We start from the raw sequence: 17,164 nt of genomic DNA, 5'->3' as shown, positions 1-17,164 counted from the left end.
GTTTTTTTCTCTGTGATTTATGTGTCTATGTGGTTTTTATAATTTGAACCACATAGTAACATAGTTGCACATAGTTTTTTTTTCTTTTGGACTTATGATTTTTCTCTGTGATCTATGTGTCTATGTGGTTTTAAAATTTGAACCACATAGTTACATAGTTGCACATAGTTTTTTTTTCTTTTTGACTTATGTTTTTTTCTCTGTGACCTATGTGTCTATGTGGTTTTAAAATTTGAACCACATAGTTTTTCAATAAGAAATTGATGAGATTCCCCCTGCAAGATTGAATATTTCACCAGAGTAATGTTCCCTCAAATAATTGACGGCTGATTTACTTCGCATTCCGCTTTGGCAGCAAACCACAAGTTTCTTATCTCTTGGAAGTTCCTTGATTCGTGTTGCTAATTGAGCCAATGGAATATTGATTCCTCCTATATTTTTGGAACTAAATTCCTTTTCTTCTCTAACATCTAAGATTATAATTCCATCTGAATCAGTTTCAATCGCTGACTGTAGTGTAGCATAATCCATTTCAGGATAATCAATGACTTTGTTAGCCGGACTATTGATGATATTCTCTCGATTTCTTTTTTGGATTTTGAAAACTGAGGTTTGATTTGTCAATGTATTGATGACCATTAGCTTTCCAGAGAGCGTTTCTCCAAGTCCACAAATCACTTTTATTACCTCATTTGCCATATACATTCCGATTAGTCCTGGCAAAATCCCAATAACCCCGATTTCTGAGCAATTTGGCACTTCATCAGAAGGTGGAGGCTCAGGAAATAAATCTCGGTATTGAGGACCGTCTTGGTAGTTGAAAACAGAAATCTGTCCCTCAAACTTCAATATTGATCCAAAAATCAATGGGATTCCTGTTTCTACACAAGTGTCATTGACCAGATATCTCGTAAAGAAATTGTCCGAGCCATCGATGACCAAATCATAACCTTCAAAGATTCCTTTGGCATTTTCATTATTCAGCCTGACATCATAGACTTTGGTTTTGACATAAGGGTTGAGTTCAGCGAGTCTTTTTGCCGCTGTATCTGCTTTAGCTTTGCCAATGTCGTTAGAATTGTATAGGATTTGTCTGTGCAAGTTGCTTAAGGCAACCCTGTCATTATCGACGATCCCCAATTTGCCAACTCCGCCTGCAGTCAGGTATTGGAGAATGGGACAACCCAATCCACCTGCACCAATTACAAGAATTTTGGCATTTCTCAATTTTTCTTGACTAGCCAAGCCAAATTCAGGCAACATGATTTGCCTGCTATAGCGATTCATTTCCAATTCTTCCATCAGTAATTTGCTTTTGGATTTAGGGCACTGTCCCAATCTTTCCAAACAGGTTCATAACCTTGAGACTTGATCAATTGCGCGATCTCTTCAGGACTTCTTTCGTCTGAAATCTCAAATTGCTCCAAAGCTTCAGGTTCTACTGCATAGCCGCCTGGGTTGGTTTTCGATCCTGCGCTCATGGAGGTGATTCCAAGCTTAAGGACATTGTTTCGGAATGTTTCGGATTCTCTAGTCGAAAGAGAAAGTTCAATTTCTTCGTTGAAAATACGGTAGGCACAGATCAATTGTACCAGTTCTCTATCATTCATGGCAACTTTAGGTTCCAATCCGCCAGAGAATGGTCTGAGTCTAGGAAAGGAAATGCTGTATTTGCTTTGCCAGTAGGTTTTTTCCAAGTAAGACAAATGCAATGCTGTAAAAAACGAATCTGTTCTCCAATCTTCCAAACCTATAAGCACACCAAGACCCATTTTATGGATTCCAGCTTTGCCAAGTCTGTCGGGTGTTTCTAGTCGGTAATCGAAATTTGATTTTTTCCCTTTTGGATGATGTTTTTTATAATCTTCCCGATGGTAAGTCTCTTGATAGACCAATACCGCATGTAGCCCATAAGGAATCAACGCTTCATATTCATCTTGTTCTAAGGGTTGAACTTCCAATGAAACATTGGAAAAACTCGGACTGACTAGTTCCATTGCTTTTTTAAAATAGTCCACATGAACGGTTTGATTTGCCTCACCGGTTACCAATAGAACATGATCATACCCCATTTTCTTGATCGTTTCCACTTCTTGGAGTATTTCCTTATCGGTAAGTGTTTTTCTCCGGACCTTATTGTCAAAGCTAAAACCACAATAGGTGCAGATGTTATTGCACTCATTGGAGAGGTAAAGGGGGACATAAAGTTGCATAGTCTTCCCAAACCTTTTTTGGCTTATTTGTTGACTCAGTTGGGCCATTTCCTCCAAAAATTGTTCGGCTGCAGGAGAGATCAGTGCTTTGAAATCTTCTAGATTTCTTTTGGGTGATCGCAAGGCATGGAGGACATCAGCTTCTGTTTTGCTGTAGATACCCTCCTTTACATCGTCCCAAGAGTAGGTATTGAATAAATCTTTGAAACTAGACATCGAGGAAGGAAGTTAGTGGGCTACTTGCTACTGCACCTGTATGCTTTGGTGCCAACCTGGCCTCAAATGCCATTCTGCCTGCTTCTACAGCCATTTTAAATGCCAATCCCATGGCGACAGGATCGAGAGATACGGCTATGGCAGTGTTGACCAAAACGGCATCTGCGCCAATCTCCATAGCTTTGGCTGCATCTGATGGAGCGCCAATTCCAGCATCTACTATGACAGGAACATTGCTTTGCTCGATGATGATTTCAAGGAAATCGATTGTTTTCAGACCTTTGTTGCTGCCAATAGGAGAGCCCAGTGGCATCACCACAGCAGTACCAGCTTCTTCCAATCTTTTGCATAAGACTGGGTCAGCGTGGATGTATGGAAGTACGATGAATCCCAACTTTGCCAATGCTTCTGTAGCGATCAATGTCTCTATCGGATCAGGCATCAAATACTTCGGATCGGGATGGATCTCAAGTTTGATCAAATTGGTTTCCAATGCTTCTCTTGCCAATTGTGCTGCGAAAATCGCTTCTTTGGCATTTCGGACTCCGGAAGTGTTGGGAAGGAGCTTGATGTGAGGGTGGTTGAGTTTGGTCAAAAGATCATCTTGAACTTGGTTTTTGAAATCCACCCTTTTCAAAGCGACTGTAACAAGCTCTGAGCCTGATGCCAGGAGGGATTTTTCCATAACTTCGGAAGAACTGTATTTTCCAGTCCCTGTGAAAAGACGGGAATTGAATGTTGTATTGCCTATTTTTAACATGTTTTTTTATTTTTTGTGTCCAAATCAGTTCTCCAAATCAAATTTGAGTCTGAATAAGAAGGAAATTAATGTGTCAATTTTGGGAAAAATCCTTCGCCTTTAGTTTTTTTCTTTGTGAACTTGGTGCTTTTACTTGGTGATCTTTGTGGTAAAAATATAACCACAAAGAGCACCAAGTTTTTCACTAAGAGCACTAAGTCTCTGATGAACTGTTGTAGGATTTAGACGAAAAAAGCCGATCTAAAAGCCTCATCTGTCAGTACCACAATAGCTTTAAATTGGGATAGTAGGGTTAGAAAACTGATGGTTTATTTCCTCTATCTTTTGCCTTGGATCCATGGCATAATTGATATCGCCTGAGATGGCTACTCCATGAATGCCTGTTTTCATCAATTCAGGCAAATCATTGTCAGTAATCCCACCGACTGCGATAACAGGAATATTTAATCTCAACTGTTTCATTTCATTCAAGATCTTTTGGTAACCATCAATACCCAGTATAGGACTTAGCTTTTCCTTGGTTTGGGTAAATCTAAATGGTCCGATACCAATATAATCAGGGGTAGATTGGGCATGCATTTTCACATGGTCGATGGTATTTGCTGTTGCACCGATGATTTTGTTTTCTCCTAAAATCAACCTTGCTTCGGCTACCGACATATCATTGAGTCCTATGTGAACACCATCGGCATCTATTTCCTTTGCGATTTCTACATAATCATTGATGATAAGGACAGCTTGGTGATTTTCACAGAGTCGCTTGGCTTCTCTTGCTATGGAAATGACTTCCTGCTCAGACTTGTTTTTTAATCTCAACTGAATCCATTTGCATCCTGCTTCAAGCACATTTTCTATGGCTTCCAAGTGGGAGTTGAAAGGTTTTTCTTGGGAGATGTATTGGAGTTTGTTTATGGTATTGTTCATTGGTTTATTCTGTAAAACTGGATTTTGATGGATGCGCGATTGTGGTGGTTTGCAAACTAAGTTCAACCCTTTTAGGGTTGTAGGTGCTACTGCCCACTTTAATCCCCGGGTTGCGACCCGGGGTTAATCAAGGTTTAACCCCTTCGGGGTTGTTAGACACATTATTTACATTGATCTCTGGATTTCAGCTCTAGGGTAGCCAAGATTTAACCCCCATCGTGGTTGATGACATTACAATAACTTTAAATATTGGGGTTATCCTTAAAGATTAATCAAGGTTTAATCTCCCTATTCTCGGGACAGGCACTTCGGGGTTTTTAACTTTGTTTTTCTTGCTGATGCCTTGTTTGAAGTTTTGGTGTCCTCCTTTGTGGAACTATTGTGTCCCTTGTGGTTAAGTTTTTTTACCACCAAGCCCACTAAGGTTGCACAAAGTTCGCAAAGTCAATATTTCGTCTTTTGTTTGATGTTTGTGTTTAATCTTTGATTCCAGTACTTAAGTTTTGCAATCGTTGATTTCACTTTATCATTGTTTTGAAGATTTTCTCAATAATTTTTTCAGAATATAGATTCTTTCGCTTTCTTCCTTATTCCAAATACTTCCCAATACCGCAGCGCCATCAAAATTCATGGATTTTACCAAGTCTATATTTCCCAGGTGAATCCCTCCCAAAGCAATCACTTTGGGTGAGTTTTTTGGTTTTTCCACAACAAAATCTGCCGAAACCGAACTTTTATATCCCTCTTTGGAAATGCTGTCAAAAACAGGACTGAAGAAAGTATAATCGAAATGACTCAATTCATTTAGTGCAGAAATGTCATGAATAGAAGTGCTGATTTTCATTCCTCTATCCTTGATTTTTAATAATTCTGAAATTTGAGTTTTGTTCCGTTCAGTTTCTGTGAAGTGTAACCTTTTCAATCCAAATTCAGCAGCTAAATCATGATGCTGGTGAATTGCAATCTGATCATGATATTTTGGATCAATATGGGAAATCAGTTGATGCATCGATTCCAAATCGCTATTGGGTTTGCGTAGATGAAATACCCCCAAACCTGCTTCAAAGAGTCGATTGATATTTTCGGCTTCACTTGAAACAGGCGTGGGAGATGAAATGACAATCAGTTCCAAATTACAGGTAAATTTCGTTTCCTTTTTCCGCAAATTCTTTGGCTTTTTCTTCCATTCCTTTTTCCAAAGCTTCGGTTTCTTCTAGGTCGTTTTCAGCGGCATATTTTCTGACATCTTGGGTGATCTTCATGGAGCAGAAATTTGGGCCACACATAGAGCAGAAATGGGCGATCTTGGCACCTTCAGCAGGAAGTGTTTCATCATGGAATGATTTGGCTGTATCTGGATCGAGTGAAAGGTTGAACTGGTCTTCCCATCGGAATTCAAACCTTGCCTTGCTCAATGCATTATCTCTGTATTGAGCTCCTGGATGTCCTTTTGCCAAATCTGCTGCATGGGCTGCTATTTTGTAGGTAATGACACCATCTTTGACGTCTTTTTTGTTTGGTAATCCCAAGTGTTCTTTTGGAGTCACATAGCAAAGCATAGCCGTACCGTACCAACCAATCATGGCTGCTCCGATGGCTGAAGTGATGTGGTCATAGCCTGGGGCAATGTCTGTGGTCAATGGACCCAAAGTATAGAATGGTGCTTCTCCACAATGGGCAAGTTGCTTGTCCATATTTTCTTTGATCAAGTGCATCGGCACATGCCCAGGCCCTTCAATGATCGTTTGGATATCATGTTTCCAAGCTATTTTGGTGAGTTCACCCAAAGTTTCAAGTTCGCCAAACTGGGCTGCGTCATTAGCATCGGCAATACTTCCAGGCCTCAAGCCATCTCCCAAAGAGAAAGTGACATTGTAGGCTTTCATGATTTCACAGATCTCTTCGAAATGTGTATAGAGGAAGTTCTCTTTGTGGTGGGAAAGACACCATTTTGCCATAATCGAACCACCACGAGATACGATTCCCGTCATTCTTTTAGCCGTAAGCGGAACATACCTGAGCAAAACTCCCGCATGGATGGTGAAATAATCGACACCTTGTTCTGCCTGCTCTATCAAAGTATCTCTGAACAATTCCCAAGTAAGGTCTTCGGCTTTGCCATTTACTTTTTCCAAAGCCTGATAGATTGGGACAGTGCCGATTGGTACAGGGGAATTTCTGATTACCCATTCGCGGGTTTCGTGGATGTTTTTTCCTGTGGAAAGATCCATGATTGTATCAGCTCCCCATCTGCATGCCCAAACAGCCTTTTCAACCTCTTCCTCAATGTTGGAGCTTACTGCGGAATTTCCAATGTTGGCATTGATCTTTACTAAGAAATTTCGTCCGATGATCATCGGTTCTACTTCCGGGTGATTGATATTTGCAGGGATTACTGCACGACCCAAAGCGATTTCCTGTCGGACAAATTCAGGGGTGATAAAGCTTTTCGGTGTGTTTGCCCCAAAGCTATTGCCATCGTGCTGGTGGAGTAGGCATTTGTTACCAATGTCATTTTTTCCCAATTCCGCAATCCTCTGGTTTTCTCGGATCGCAACATATTCCATTTCCGGAGTGATGATTCCCTGTTTGGCATAGTGCATCTGTGAGACGTTTTTACCTGGCAATGCTTTCAAAGGCTTGTTAAGATTAGGGAATCGAATCGGATTTAGAGAGTCGTCATTTTTTCTTTTTTTACCATATTCAGAACTGATATCCGAAAGGTACTCGACATCATTTCTTTGGAGTATCCATTTTTCAAAATTCCTAGGCAAGCCTTTTTCAAGATTGACTTGATATGATGGATCTGTGTATGGCCCGCTAGTATCATACACAGTGACTGCAGGGTTTTTGGTAGCAGGTAGGCCTTTGATGTGTGGTTGTGTGTCGTGTAGAGAGATTTTACGCATGGGAACTTTGATCGCATGAAGTTCACCATCCAAATAGACTTTTGTGGAAGCTGGAAATGGGCTGGTGGAAATGGTTTGGTTGTTTGGTGTTTGTTCTGTTTTCATTTGCTTATGGTTTTATCCTCCTTGTGTAGCTTTGATAAGGATGATTGTATCGCCAGAAGCAATGAAAGTATTCTCCCACTCTGATTTTGGTATCACAGATTGATTGACAGCAACGGCAATGCCTTCAGGTTTTTGCTGAACATGGTCTTGAAGTAACTTTGTGATAGAGCAAGAGTCCGGAATTTGGAGCGGTTCATTGTTTACGGTAATATCCATCCTTGAAATTGTTTGATTGAACATATAACTTCAGGAGTGGCCCGAAACAACGGATCAAAAAAAACGAAAATGCCATTCATCGACGGATAAATGGGCAGTTCTTCACTTTTCCCTTCGGCAGTACTAACTGCATCAGGTTCGTAGGGTATGATCTCAGTCCGTGAAGGACACCCCTAAAGTTATCTCAAACCTATAGAAAACAAATTGGAATAGCAAGGGGATAATAATTAAATCTTCATTAGAATCGCAAGATTTGGTTTGCGTCTATTCGATTGTTATATTTTTTTGGAGAAATAATAAATTTGTAAGGGTTAGGTCCCTTTTTGGACATACTTTTAGTTTGTTTTATAAAAACTTTAAAAATCACCTTCTTAATCTTTCATCAAATTTCAGTTGCTTTTTTGAAACAATCTTGATTTTTGCAATATCTGGATGGATAGGGTTGATTAAATAATTAAATTCTTGTGGAATAATACTTGAAGGGACTTTCAAAACTGCAGCTAAATTGCTGTTAATAAAATCATCACCAATATATTGGGTTTCCAAAATTGGAGGTTTAGAATCCCAATTTTTTGGGAGATCTTTTAATCTTAGATCTAATATTTTTACATTTTCCGGGATCTCTATTTCGACAATATATCTGTCATTTGGCAATTCTTCCGTCATATTTAAATGAACAGAGACTTCTAACATTGCTAAAGCTCTCGATTCTGAAGTATAAACCATAGAGGTGTAAAGACTATTCCATCTAAAACCTTCAGATTTTGCCGCTCCCAGACCTTTTAAAGTACTACTGAGATACCTCTCTCTTTCAATTCGGAATACTTTCATTAGGCAAAATTACCATATTCAATTCTGTTGAGACTATTTTTGACTTCCTGAATTCCAGTAAGAGAGTCAAACAAGCTTTCAGGGCTAGCTCCACCAAGGGAAGTGTTTGGTCTTTTTAACCAACTGTGAAATTTATCTTTTTCATTATTGAATACTTCCAATCCAAAATCCAAGAGTTCAGCTAGAACTAGGATTAATTCACTATCTCTTCCACTTAATTTATCTTGATCTTTTTTCTTCTTATTATAAGTTGTTTGAGCCATATCCATGACATTTAGCACTTGTTTAATGGAAATGTTTGCCTTTGAACTAATGGCCTCTACAGACTCAAATGGAAGGCCTTTGCGAATAAGATCAACTCTTTCCATATTATTGCCCCAAATCACTTCTCCTTTTGGCAAATCTAGTTTCCATGAATTATATCTATCAATTGACTTTGATTTAGAAGATGTTCCTCTAGTTTTTCGAGAAGTATGCTTTTTTGCGACAGAACGGCTTTTTTTAGCCTCCTGAATTCCTTTTTTTGGGTCAAAAATATTTTGTTTTTCAGTCATAATGATAGCTGTTTTGCTACTAATATACAACAAAATTGTTTATTTATATAAGCGCCCTCAAGAATTATTTAAGGAAATGGAATTTCCCAAACTAAGAACATTCAATGTGATTTAACCATCAAAAATCTTAAAAAAACAGAATTTCAGAAAACCTTTGGGAATTATCTCAAATACAAAATAGATAATTCCCAAAGGCCTTTTTACTTACAATCAACCCAACTTTGCCAAAGCTTCTTCAAGTGTCTTGATTTTGGCTTCCGCATCGGCTTGCTTTTTCCTTTCGTTTTCTATAACTGCCGCAGGTGCTCCTGCAACAAATCGCTCGTTGCTGAGTTTTTTCATCACAGAATTCAAAAATCCTTTGGTATAAGCTAAATCTTTGCTGATGTTTTCTCTTTCTTCCTCTGGATTGACTTGTCCTTCCATTGGGATGAAGCACTCATCTGATTTTACCACGAAGCTCACGGCATTTTCAAGTGAGTCACCGAATGAAACATCTTCCAAATTTGCCAACTTTTTCAATACCGCATCGAACCTTCCATAAAGTTCAGCTTGCTTGGTTTTGATAGTCAAAGAGAAAGTTTCTTTTGGTGAAATCCCCTTGGATGCCCTGATATTTCTTACTTGCGAAACGATATCAAATACTTGAGATGCTTCAGTAATTATTTGACTGTCATAAGCTTTTGCATTTGGCCAAGCTGAGATAATCAATGCTTCACTCGTATTTCTTTCTTTGATTTGATGCCAAAGTTCTTCTGTCAAGAATGGCATAAATGGATGTAATATCCTCAAAATATCCTCAAAGAATTCGATTGTTTTGGCATGTGTAGCGGCATCGATTGGTGCTTGATAGGCAGGTTTGATCATCTCTAAGTACCAAGAACAGAAATCATCCCAAACCAATTTATAAGTAGCCATCAATGCATCCGAAATTCTGAATTTCTCAAAATGATCCTCGATCTCTGTCAAGCCTTCATTGAAACGGTTTTCGAACCAAGTTATTGATGCTTGATTGCTTTCCCCTGAAAGGTTGGGATCAATTTCCCAGCCACTCACCAATCGGTATGCATTCCAGATTTTGTTGGAGAAATTACGTCCCTGTTCTACCAGTTTCTCATCAAAAGGAAGATCATTTCCGGCAGGGGAGGAGAAGAGCATTCCCGTACGAACCCCATCAGCTCCATACTGCTTGATCAATTCCAATGGGTCTGGTGAATTGCCCAAGGATTTGGACATTTTTCTACCTTGCTTATCTCTTACGATACCTGTGAGATAAACATTTTTGAATGGTTTTTCACCTGTATATTCATATCCAGCTATGATCATCCTGGCTACCCAGAAGAACAAGATCTCCGGTGCAGTTACCAAGTCATTGGTTGGATAGTAATATTTCAAATCTTCATTTTTCTCACCAGTTTTGAAAACCTCGGAATCAAACACAGATATAGGCCATAACCAAGAAGAGAACCATGTATCAAGTACATCTTCATCTTGGGTAAGGTCGTCTAATTTGTATGCTGTTCCAAATTTTTCATTGGCAATCTGAACTGCCTCTTCTTTTGTTTTGGCGACTACGAATTCACCATTTGGAAGGTAGTAGGCAGGAATCTGATGTCCCCACCAAAGTTGACGAGAAATACACCAATCCCTTACATTTTCCATCCAAGAGCGGTACATGTTCTTGAATTTTGGTGGATGCAATTGGATTACGTCTTCCATCACCGAACTCAAAGCTGGCTTGGTGATGTCTTCCATTTTCAAAAACCACTGCAAAGAAAGCTTTGGCTCTACTACAGCATCTGTTCTCTCCGAATGGCCTACATTGGACTTGTATTCTTCAATTTTATCCAACTGACCTGCTTCGTCCAGCATTTTCCCGATTCTTTTTCTAGCGATGAATCTGTCCTCACCTACAAGAATCTGGGCTTTTTCATTGAGTGTACCATTATCGTTTAGGATGTCAATGACCTCAAGCTTGTGCTTGATACCCAATTCGTAATCATTAATGTCATGGGCAGGAGTCACTTTCAGGCAACCTGTACCAAATTCCATGTCAACATATTCATCCTCAATGATAGGGATTGCACGATTGATCAATGGAATGATGGCTTTTTTACCTTTGAGGTGTGTGAATCTAGGATCATTTGGGTTGATGCAGATCGCTACATCGGCCATGATTGTCTCTGGTCGGGTAGTAGCGATGGTCAAGAAATCTTCGCTTCCTTCGATTTGATACTTGATATAGTACAGCTTGGATTGGATTTCTTTCATGATTACCTCATCATCCGACAAGGCTGTTTTTCCCTGTGGATCCCAGTTGACCATACGGATTCCTCTGTAGATTTTTCCTTTGTTGTAAAGGTCAATAAAAACAGAAATCACAGCTTCACTCAAGTCAGCATCCATGGTGAATTTGGTTCTGTCCCAATCACAGGAAGCGCCCAATTTCTTCAATTGCTCCAAGATGATTCCTCCATATTTCTCTTTCCACTCGTAGGCATACTTGAGAAATTCCTCTCGTGAAATGGATTTTTTGTCAATGCCTCTATCTTTGAGCATCGCTACTACTTTTGCTTCCGTTGCAATAGAAGCATGGTCGGTGCCCGGTACCCAACAGGCATTTTTGCCTTCCATTCTTGCCTTGCGAACCAATACATCCTGAATGGTATTGTTGAGCATATGTCCCATATGCAACACTCCTGTGACATTCGGTGGAGGGATGACGATGGTATATGGTTCTTTTGTATGATCTACCATGGAGGAGAAAAATTTGTTTTCCATCCAGTAGGCATACCATTTTGACTCTGCTGCTTCAGGATTGTATTTTGTAGCTAATGACATATTTTAGAACTTATTGAAACTTGAAGGCGCAAAAATACGAGAAATATTCTACTCCCACAGCTTTCTCAATGTAAATTCGATACATCTAGCTGCCAACTTGGCCGTACTGTGGTCATTGTCATAAGCAGGATTGAGCTCTACCACATCCATAGTGAGCAGTTTTTTGCTCTTTGCCAAGTATTCCAAAACTTTCAAGGCAAAGTCAGGACTAAATCCCATAGGGGATGGGGCGCTTACACCAGGAGTATAGGCGGAAGAAAAACCATCCAAATCAATGCTGAGGTAAATTTTATTTACTTTCGAAAGAAATGAATCGAGGGTGTTTTTAACAGAACTCCAATTTTCTAAAGTACAATCTTCACTTTCCATCCACCATGAACCCGTGGTTTTTGCAGTTTCAAAAAGAGAAGAAGGGTTTGCAGCTCTTTGGATACCAAGACAGAGATATTCACACTTTTTGTTTTGGGCTTTGGTGGAATTTAAAATTTGGAGAAATGGGGAGCCTGAATGCCCTTGACCATTATTGAGTTCTCTTAGATCAAAGTGTGCATCGAGATTGATGATGCCAAGTGTTTCATTTTTGGCGGCAGTGAATTGTAATGCCGCCATGCCATGTGGAAAAGCAAGGTCATGACCACCTCCAAGGATTACTGGGAAATGATTCGTTTCCAGAAGTTTTGTGATATTTTCTTCTGTTGATTTTTGCAATTCTTCTAGGCTGCTTCCTTCACCAAAAATATCTCCATAATCCAAAATGTTTAGATTTTTTGGTAAGTGGTATGCCATAGGTCCCATGACTTTCCTGATAGAATCTGGTCCTGCACCTGCACCAACACGACCTTGGTTTCTCCTTACTCCTTCATCTACAGCATAACCCAATAGCCCAATTTTCTTCTTGGGATTGAGGTCTTGAATGGACAAATCATCAATACATCTCACTTGCTGATGCCAATATTGTATAGTTTCGCTAGGTCTTCCTTTCCAGTTGTATTGTGCTGTACTCTTGTGGTTATTCATGTGTTTGGGATTTAAAAGGAATCAAATTTCACTTTATTTTTCTTTCCTTCCTGTAAACTGATCCATGGTGTGATATACTCCCAAAATTTTTCCGACAAACCAATCAAATAGCCAGATTGGGAATATTCCTTGAAAGAATCTAACAAATCTCATGCTCCAAGGCATGCTCAAGATTATTCTGTTCGATTCAATGGCTTTGATGATTTTCTTTGCCACTTTCTCTGGATTTAAGATGGGAACCAAGGATTTTACCCCATCAAACATACCTGTACTGATGTAATAGGGAGTGACTGTAGTTACACCAATATTTTTCTTTTGCTGTTTCATTTCCAATCTCAGACTATCCGACCAACCGATCATCGCCCACTTGCTGGCAGCATAGACCGACATTTTTGGGTTGGAAATAAATCCAGCAGATGAAGCGATATTGCAAATATGGCCAGAGTTTGCTTCTATCATACCTGGCAAAAATTCATTGGTGATATACATTGGTGCCAAAGTATTGATATCCATGGTGGTTTGGATATCTCTATAGGTATGCTCGGTAAAATATTTCCCAACTATTATTCCAGCATTGTTAATGAGGATATCAATTTTCCCGTGGATGGTTTTTGTTTCTTCTGCTGTGGATTTGATTTCTTCAAGCTTAGATATATCTACTTGGTAACCTGAGGTTTTTCCAATTTTTGAAAGCTCATTAACCGTATTGTTCAAGTTCTCAAGATTGATATCCCAAATGATCAATTCAGCTCCTTTTCCCAAAACGATCCTTCCCATAATCCTCCCAATACCCGAAGCTCCTCCTGTGATCAGTACTTTTTTGTTTTTTAGTGAATTCATTGTTTTTAATTTTAACCACATAGGTACAAAAGTTTGGCCCACCTCAACCTTTGAGGTTTTTTTCAAACCTCGAAGGTTTTTCTGTCCCGAACGAGAAACCTTTGAGGTCTTTTTCCAGACCTCGAAGGTTTTTTGTCCCGAACTGGAAAATAGTCAACTAGCTAATCAAAACCTTCGGGGTTTTTGGAAACCCCAAAGGTTTGGACCACCTCAACCTTCGGGGTTTTTGGAAACCCCAAAGGTTAGTATCACCAACCTTTGAGGTCTTTTTCCAGACCTCGAAGGTTTTTCTTTCCCGAACTGGAAAATAGTCACTGGCTAATCAAAACCTTCGGGGTTTTTTGAAACCCCAAAGGTTAGTATCACGAACCTTTGAGGTCTTTTTCCAGACCTCGAAGGTTTTTTTTCATTCTCCATGCCAATCAATTATTCTTAAACGATTTGTCAGGATAAGCTGGTGGGCTTGGGACTGGTCTTGGGTCTTTTTTGATGAGAACTTTTAGGTGTTCGATTGCTGCTTCTAGCTGGGCGTCTTTTCCTTCAAATGATGCTTTTGGCAAATTGATCACTTCGATGTCAGGGATGAAGCCTTCTCCCTCGATCAGCCATTCTCCTTCTTCTCCATACACACCCATCATTGGTGCTCTAGCTACTCCATTGTCTGTCAAGGTGTTTGAGCCGGATAGCCAAACTTCCCCGCCCCAGGTTCTTGCTCCTATGGATTGGCCTAGCTTGAGTCTTTTGAAGCCTTCGGCAAATGCTTCTCCATCCGAAGCGGTGAATTCATCCACCAATAATACAAGGTGTCCACGGAAAGCATATTGCATGTTCCAGTATGGCTCGCCTTCTCTGTTTTTCCAATAGAAAAAGGCTTCTCGCATCAATTTCTCCAAGATGAAACTGTCAATGTTTCCTCCTCTATTATTTCTTACGTCAATGATCAATCCCGATTTCTTATACTGTGGGTAAAAGTCCCTGTACCACTGGTTGATATCGCTAGCTGTCATTGCCCTTAGATGGACATAGCCAATATCTCCATCGGAAGCCTTGTCTGCCTCCAATCGCCTAGTATATTCCCAATCATTGTATCTCAAATTGGACTCTGCATAGGAACTCATTGGAATAACTATTCGATCATCAAGGCTCGAGCCATTTTCAGACACAAGGGATAGGCGTACTTGCTTTCCAGCTTTGTCCCGAAGGAAATAATTGATATCAGTAGCAGAAATTACGGCCTCTCCATCTACATGGGTGATGATGTCACCTTTGTTGATCATGATGTCAGGGTGGGAGAGTGGTGACATTTCTGTAGGGTAATCAGGATCACTTTGGTAGATATAGTCTATCTGGAATCCTTTTCGGCTTTCATTTTTTGACAGTCTCGCTCCCAAAAGACCAAGATTGATCTGGTCGTCTCCTCTTCTCAAATCTCCACCACCTACACTTGTGTGCAACACGCTCAACTCACCGATCAATTCTCCCAATACATCTGAAAGCTCAGCCCTTGTGGTTACTCTTTCTGCCAAAGGAAGGTATTTGGTGTACATTTTGTCCCAATCTACTCCATGCATATTTGGGTCGTAGTAGTAATCTCGCTCCATTCTCCAAGCATCTGTATATAGCTGTTTCCAGTCTTCTTTTGGATCTATGGAAAAATTCCATTTGCTCAAATCCAATTTCATATCTGTCAAATTACTGATAGGGGAAGTTTTGATTTCTACGATGTGGTGACTGCTTCCTACTGTGACCAACATGTATTTGTTGTTTTCCGAAGTGACAAATCTCCTTACATTTTCTATAAATGTTTTCTGTTCAGCTTTGGAATCAATTGGTGTCATCGTGATGGCATTTTTCCCATCTCCTGTGGCATCATTTAAGTAGTACAGCGCTTTATCCGTCACCACCAAACTTCTATAATTTCCGGCAGGAACAGGCACTTCTCTTAAGCGCTGCATCAATCCTTCTTCCTCGATAGTGACTTTTACTTCACCTTCTGCCTTTTTATCATCTTTCTTCTCCTCTTTTTTCAATTCATGATTGTAGTGAAATGGAGAAACAATCCCCTTCTTTAGGGAAATATGGTAGATTTTCATCTGCTTTTCCCAATAGGGTTCTGGCTGACGGGTTCCCCATGGTGAGCCGACACGTGATTCGAAATTCCTGTCAGAAAGATAATAGATCCAATTCCCATCAGGGCTCCATTGTGGATTGACACTATTGGCCCAATCAGATGTGATGGCTATGTGTTTTTTTGAGTTGATTTGAAAAGCGAAAATTTGATTGAAAGTATTAGAAGCTGATTGTGAAAAAGCGATCCATTGACTGTCTGGTGACCAAGCGATCCCGCTGACGCCTTCTCGATTGGTGGACGCTTTGGTGCTGCTTCCAGATGCGATATCGAATACCCACAAATCTCTATTAAGATCAGTAAATGCTAATTTTTTACCATCTGGAGAAGGAGTCAAATTAAACTTCAATGTAGTCCCATCCTTGGAGATTTGTTTGCCATCGCTGAGACCTTTTGGATCGTATTGATGGATCTCAAATTCACCAGATTCGTCCGAAAATACATATACATTTTTCCCATCTGGAGAAAATACAATATCCCTGAACCGCACGCCATCTTTTCTGTCAAGCCTCACTGTCCGACCTTCTTTCGCCGGAATGACAAAACTTCTTCCCCTCGCTGTAAAAGCTACTTCTTTTCCATCATTGCTGACAGAAATCCCTGTGATATAGCTCTCAGGATTTTTGATCCATTTTTCACGCAAGTGATCAAAATCAGAATTGAGCTGTATAGCCAATTTTTTGTCAGAACCTTCTTTGATGTTGAATGTATGCAAATCTGCCCCAACTCTGTAGGCGATCAGATCACCATGGTAAGATGCTTCCCTTACATCATAGGTTTCTTGTTTGGTATGCTGCTTGAGGTCATCGCCATTTTCATTCATTGACCAGACATTGACTATGCCGTCACGGGAAGAAAGAAAGTAAACACGTCCCTGATGATAGGTAGGATGATAGTCTTCGCCCTTGTAATTTTTGGTGAGTTTCACTGCTTCCTGTGCGCCATCTGTGTATTTCCACACTTGTCTGGCAGTGCCACCTTCATATCTTTTGGTCACGTTGTTGTGAAATGTCGGTCTGACGAAAAAATATGAATTACCATCTTCAGAAAAACTACCTTCGGCAGCCATCTCAAGAGGAAGGATGTTTTTTTGTCCAGAATTGATGTCAATGGTGACTGTTTGTAGTCTAGGTAAAGTAGAATATTGGTTGGTGACATAAGCCAATTCTGTAGGAGACTTCCAGGCTGTTGGTACAGATGCGGCTGCTTCGAAGGTGAACCTTTTTGGTATTCCACCTGAGATAGGCATGATGTAAACTTCTGTAGGGCCTTCGTAAGAAGCTGCATAAGCAACCCATTTTCCGTCAGGGGAAATTTTCGGAGTCCTTTCATCACCGGCATGTGTGGTCAATCTGCTCGCCTCACCACCTGCTCGGGATACTTTCCAAAGATCACCTTCCGAGACAAAGACAATCAGATCATTGTGGATAGCTGGCTCCATGTAATAACCTTGGTTTTCTTGTGCCCAAAGTAAGTTGCTTGCCGTCAAAAATATGACAGCGATCAGTATATGTTTTAGTTTCATATATAGAAATTTTGTTAGTGAAATGCTTATAGTGATTGGAAATTGTGATGTCCGATTTATTTAAGAATACAATGTAAAAAAACTT

13 protein-coding genes and 1 riboswitch are annotated in these 17,164 nt (G+C 40.0%); all 13 genes read right to left on the bottom strand.

From position 1 onward, the window contains the following. Positions 1 to 249: 249 nt before the first annotated feature. Positions 250 to 1,302 (bottom strand): HesA/MoeB/ThiF family protein, encoded by a 1,053-nt coding sequence (gene moeB, locus MM236_RS01005; RefSeq protein ID WP_241273060.1) that lies wholly within the window; start codon positions 1,300 to 1,302, stop codon positions 250 to 252. Beyond that, positions 1,302 to 2,429, bottom strand: a complete 1,128-nt coding sequence (gene thiH / locus MM236_RS01000) for a 2-iminoacetate synthase ThiH (RefSeq protein WP_241273059.1) — start codon at positions 2,427 to 2,429, stop codon at positions 1,302 to 1,304. The genes moeB and thiH overlap by 1 nt, the downstream gene beginning before the upstream one ends. Beyond that, complete coding sequence (locus tag MM236_RS00995; protein WP_241273058.1) at positions 2,422 to 3,189, bottom strand: thiazole synthase; 768 nt, start codon at positions 3,187 to 3,189, stop codon at positions 2,422 to 2,424. The genes thiH and MM236_RS00995 overlap by 8 nt, the downstream gene beginning before the upstream one ends. 273 nt (positions 3,190 to 3,462) lie before the next feature. Next, positions 3,463 to 4,113, bottom strand: coding sequence for a thiamine phosphate synthase (locus tag MM236_RS00990; protein WP_241273057.1), 651 nt, complete (start codon positions 4,111 to 4,113; stop codon positions 3,463 to 3,465). 526 nt (positions 4,114 to 4,639) lie between these two features. After that, positions 4,640 to 5,245 carry a thiamine phosphate synthase gene (locus tag MM236_RS00985; protein ID WP_241273056.1) on the bottom strand — a complete coding sequence of 202 codons (606 nt, stop codon included), beginning with the start codon at positions 5,243 to 5,245 and terminating at the stop codon, positions 4,640 to 4,642. A gap of 1 nt (position 5,246) precedes the next feature. Further along, a complete protein-coding gene (thiC, locus tag MM236_RS00980; protein WP_241273055.1) occupies positions 5,247 to 7,127 on the bottom strand; it encodes a phosphomethylpyrimidine synthase ThiC in 1,881 nt (626 codons plus the stop codon). A 12-nt stretch (positions 7,128 to 7,139) separates the two neighbouring features. Next, positions 7,140 to 7,343, bottom strand: a complete 204-nt coding sequence (gene thiS, locus MM236_RS00975; protein WP_241273054.1) for a sulfur carrier protein ThiS — start codon at positions 7,341 to 7,343, stop codon at positions 7,140 to 7,142. Between the two features lie 92 nt (positions 7,344 to 7,435). Next, a riboswitch (TPP riboswitch) is annotated at positions 7,436 to 7,528 on the bottom strand. A 178-nt stretch (positions 7,529 to 7,706) separates the two neighbouring features. Continuing rightward, the gene (locus tag MM236_RS00970; RefSeq protein ID WP_241273053.1) at positions 7,707 to 8,174 is read right to left on the bottom strand and encodes an RES family NAD+ phosphorylase; all 468 of its coding nucleotides are present in this window, start codon (positions 8,172 to 8,174) and stop codon (positions 7,707 to 7,709) included. Beyond that, entirely contained in the window at positions 8,174 to 8,728 is a 555-nt protein-coding gene (locus tag MM236_RS00965) for an Xre family toxin-antitoxin system antitoxin (protein ID WP_241273052.1), read from the bottom strand. The genes MM236_RS00970 and MM236_RS00965 overlap by 1 nt, the downstream gene beginning before the upstream one ends. Before the next feature lie 210 nt (positions 8,729 to 8,938). Continuing rightward, positions 8,939 to 11,569 (bottom strand): valine--tRNA ligase, encoded by a 2,631-nt coding sequence (locus MM236_RS00960; RefSeq protein WP_241273051.1) that lies wholly within the window; start codon positions 11,567 to 11,569, stop codon positions 8,939 to 8,941. Positions 11,570 to 11,617: 48 nt separating this feature from the next. Next, positions 11,618 to 12,586, bottom strand: coding sequence for a formimidoylglutamase (gene hutG, locus MM236_RS00955; protein ID WP_241273050.1), 969 nt, complete (start codon positions 12,584 to 12,586; stop codon positions 11,618 to 11,620). 33 nt (positions 12,587 to 12,619) lie between these two features. Continuing rightward, positions 12,620 to 13,426, bottom strand: a complete 807-nt coding sequence (locus MM236_RS00950) for an SDR family oxidoreductase (RefSeq protein ID WP_241273049.1) — start codon at positions 13,424 to 13,426, stop codon at positions 12,620 to 12,622. Positions 13,427 to 13,848: 422 nt separating this feature from the next. Further along, the gene (locus MM236_RS00945; RefSeq protein WP_241273048.1) at positions 13,849 to 17,079 is read right to left on the bottom strand and encodes a S41 family peptidase; all 3,231 of its coding nucleotides are present in this window, start codon (positions 17,077 to 17,079) and stop codon (positions 13,849 to 13,851) included. Between the last annotated feature and the right edge of the window lie 85 nt (positions 17,080 to 17,164).

This window comes from Belliella calami (assembly GCF_022549695.1).
Lineage (GTDB): Bacteria > Bacteroidota > Bacteroidia > Cytophagales > Cyclobacteriaceae > Belliella > Belliella calami.
Note: the sequence above shows the minus strand (reverse complement) of the source record. Positions and strands in the feature narration are given on the sequence as shown.